The organism is Mesorhizobium sp. M7A.F.Ca.US.005.03.2.1 (assembly GCF_003997795.1).
Classification (GTDB): Bacteria; Pseudomonadota; Alphaproteobacteria; order Rhizobiales; family Rhizobiaceae; genus Mesorhizobium; species Mesorhizobium ciceri.
The window spans coordinates 1-2,805 of record NZ_RZRP01000817.1 but is presented as its reverse complement, the minus strand read 5'-3'; the positions used below and the strand labels follow the sequence as shown (position 1 = coordinate 2,805).

General features: G+C 66.6%; 3 protein-coding genes and 1 pseudogene. 1 reads left to right on the top strand and 3 read right to left on the bottom strand.

What is annotated here, in order from left to right; all coding sequences use genetic code 11:
• The 3 genes from EN991_RS30815 to EN991_RS30805 all read right to left on the bottom strand — a co-directional run.
• On the bottom strand, nt 1-680 hold a 680-nt coding region (locus tag EN991_RS30815), incomplete at its 3' end, for an NAD(P)-dependent alcohol dehydrogenase (protein WP_164769486.1).
• A 40-nt stretch (nt 681-720) separates the two neighbouring features.
• Entirely contained in the window at nt 721-981 is a 261-nt protein-coding gene (locus EN991_RS30810) for a hypothetical protein (RefSeq protein ID WP_024501661.1), read from the bottom strand.
• Between the two features lie 83 nt (nt 982-1,064).
• Nucleotides 1,065-1,817: a thioredoxin family protein gene (locus tag EN991_RS30805; RefSeq protein WP_013530710.1), complete on the bottom strand. Its 753-nt coding sequence runs from the start codon at nt 1,815-1,817 to the stop codon at nt 1,065-1,067.
• Nucleotides 1,818-2,117: 300 nt separating this feature from the next.
• Here EN991_RS30805 and EN991_RS30800 point away from each other — a divergent pair.
• Nucleotides 2,118-2,805, top strand: a pseudogene (locus EN991_RS30800) (helix-turn-helix domain-containing protein); the annotation flags it as partial.

Here is a 2,805-nt window from a genome sequence, read left to right as displayed (position 1 = left end):
CCGCGCCCGCCCGTCAGATCCTTGGCCTTGCGGCCCCAGTCCGGGACGGACTTGTAGTTGATGACGGCGTCGGCTCCGAGGCGCTTGAGCCTTTCCAGCTTCTGCTCGTCGGATGAGGTGGCGATGACCCGGGCGCCGGCGGCCTTGGCGAATTGCAGCGCGAACAGCGATACGCTGCCCGAACCGAGGACCAGCACTGCGTCGCCCGGCTTCACCTTGCCGCACACAATCAGGCCGCGCCAGGCAGTAACGCCCGTGCAGGTGAGCGACGCCGCCTCGACATGCGTATAGCCTGCCGGTGCCCTGGTGAAAGCGTGCGCCGGCATGCAGACATACTCGCTGGCGAAGCCGTCGAAACTGTCTCCCGGAATATCGCGCCGGGTGCAGGGCGTCATGTCACCGCCCAGCCACCAGGGATAGAAGACGCTGACGACGCTGTCTCCGGGCCTGAGTGCATCGACACCGTCGCCGAGGGCAATCACTTCGCCGGCGCCGTCGGAGAGCGGAACGCGGCCGTCGGCGAGAGGCATCTTGCCTTGCACGGCAAAGTCGTCGCGCATGTTCAGCGCGCAGGCCCGGATCCTGACCAGCACCTCGCCCGGCCCTGGCTGGGGCGGATCTTCCTCGACCAGGTCGAGATTGCCCAAGCCGCCCGGCGCTCTCAGCCTGACCAGTCTCATTGTCTTCTCCGATGTGTGGGGTGTCTAGAATTGCAAGGGCCTAGCGGGCCTGCCGGCCGGAGATCACCCGCAGCCAGGGCGCCAGATGAAAGGCGCTCATCAGCAGATACATCGCAGCCATGCCCGTGAGGGGCGAGGCGTCGGTGCCCATGCACTGCATGGCCGCATCGCCGCTGAAGATGCAGGTGAGCAGCGCCATCACGGCGAAGGTCGGTGCCGCGGCAAGGCAAAGCCAGTCGGCCAGCCCGAGGGTGGCGGCTTCTGGGATCGTGCTGCCGGCACCTGTGTGGATATCGCTCATCGCCTTGATCCTTGATGATCATGCCAGCCACGACAGGTTCCTCTCTCCACGGAGTGGGGAGAGGAACCCAGACTGGACAACCGTTACTGCTCGCCCTTGTCGCGGAATGCGGCCTCACCGGCAGCAGACACTTCTTCCCATTTCTTGTCGGCCCCGGCGTCGTAATTGTCGTGCCAGTTCCACCAGGAGTAGAGTGGAGTCTGCGGATAGCCTTCGGGCGAATCCTCCCAGATTTCCTGGCGGCCGAGCGGCGTCGCGTCGAGATAGCTCCAGACGGTGCCCATCGCTTCGTCGCCGCGGCTGTTAATCAAGTAGGTGCGGAAGATACGATCGCCGTCACGGATGAAGACGTTGTGGCCGTGCCATTCGTCGACACCGAAGTCCTTGTCGAAACTGTCAGTGATTGTGTACCAGGGCATCTGCCAGCCCATCCGCTGCTTCAGCCGCGCAATGTCGGCCTGCGGGGCACGCGAAGCGTAGGCAAGCGTGGTGTTGCGGGCGTTGAGATGGGCGAGGTGGCCGACCTGGTCGGCGCCCAGCGAACAGCCGCGGCAGGCGTGATCGGGCCAGCCATGCACGCCGGGCTCGAAGAAGGCGCGATAGACGATCAGCTGGCGGCGGCCTTCGAACAGATCGAGCAGGCTCGCTCTGCCGTTCGGTCCCTCGAACACATAGGCCTTGTCGACTTCCATCCACGGCATGCGCCGGCGCTCGGCGGCCAATGCGTCCTTGGCGCGCAGTGTTGCCTTTTCCTTCACCAGCATCTGTTCGCGGGCGGCTTCCCAGTCCTGCCTCGAAACGATGGGCGGGGTCTTCATTGCGATGTGCTTGGTCATTGGTCGTCTCCTTTGCCAGTCGGTTGTCGCTTGCTGTCAGCCAGAATAGGGCGGTGAAGCGGGAGGGTGGGAGTTACAAGTGTGACGGGATTTGCAGGAGCCGGCCCGTCGCAGCAGGGGTGGCGCATCCTCACGGTGCCTTCGGCCGGGTGGAGAGGAGTGTCGGTTGGCATTGTCGGTTCTCCCTTGGCGTGCCGCGCGTTGCCGATAGTTGCCGATGCGGCTTGCCGGTTGACGGTACGGATTTAAGTTAGGGCGGCGACGCACAAGGGTGGGAGTTACAAGTGTGACGGGATTTGAATGGATTCGCTGATCACCGCGGCTGCGCTGGCACTGGCCGGAGGCGACCCGCTCGGCGCGCTGGATCGCGTCGCCTTGCGCGAAGACCCGCCGGCGCTGGCGCTGCGCGGCATTGCCATGGCGCAGCTCGGCGATCTCGATCGCGCCAAGGCGCTGCTGCGGCGTGCCGCGCGCGGCTTCGGCCCGAAAGAGGCGGTAGCGCGTGCCAGATGCGTCGTTGCCGAGGCCGAGATCGCGCTGGTCTCGCGGGATCTCGGCTGGCCGGCCAAGGCTTTAGATGCGGCGCGGGCGACGCTGGAAAAGCGTGGCGACCGGCTGAACGCAGCGCATGCCGGCCACCTCAAGGTGCGGCGCCTGCTATTGATCGGCCGTCTCGACGAGGCCGAAGACGTGCTGGCGGGGCTCGACCCGGCACCGCTTCCGCCGGCCTCGCGCGCCGCCCACGAACTGGCCGTCGCCGGCATCGCGATGCGGCGCCTCAAGACGAAGCCGGCGCGCAGGGCGTTGGAGTGGGCACGCCACGCCGCCCGCCAGGCCGGCATTGCGGGGCTCATCGCTGAAGTCGACCGCGCATTCCTGGCGCTGGACACGCCGGCGGCACGGCTGATCGCGGCTGGCGAGCAGCGCCCGTTGCTGCTTGAGGACGTCGAGGCGTTGCAGGCGTCGCCGGCGTGTCCAGCGCCAGGAA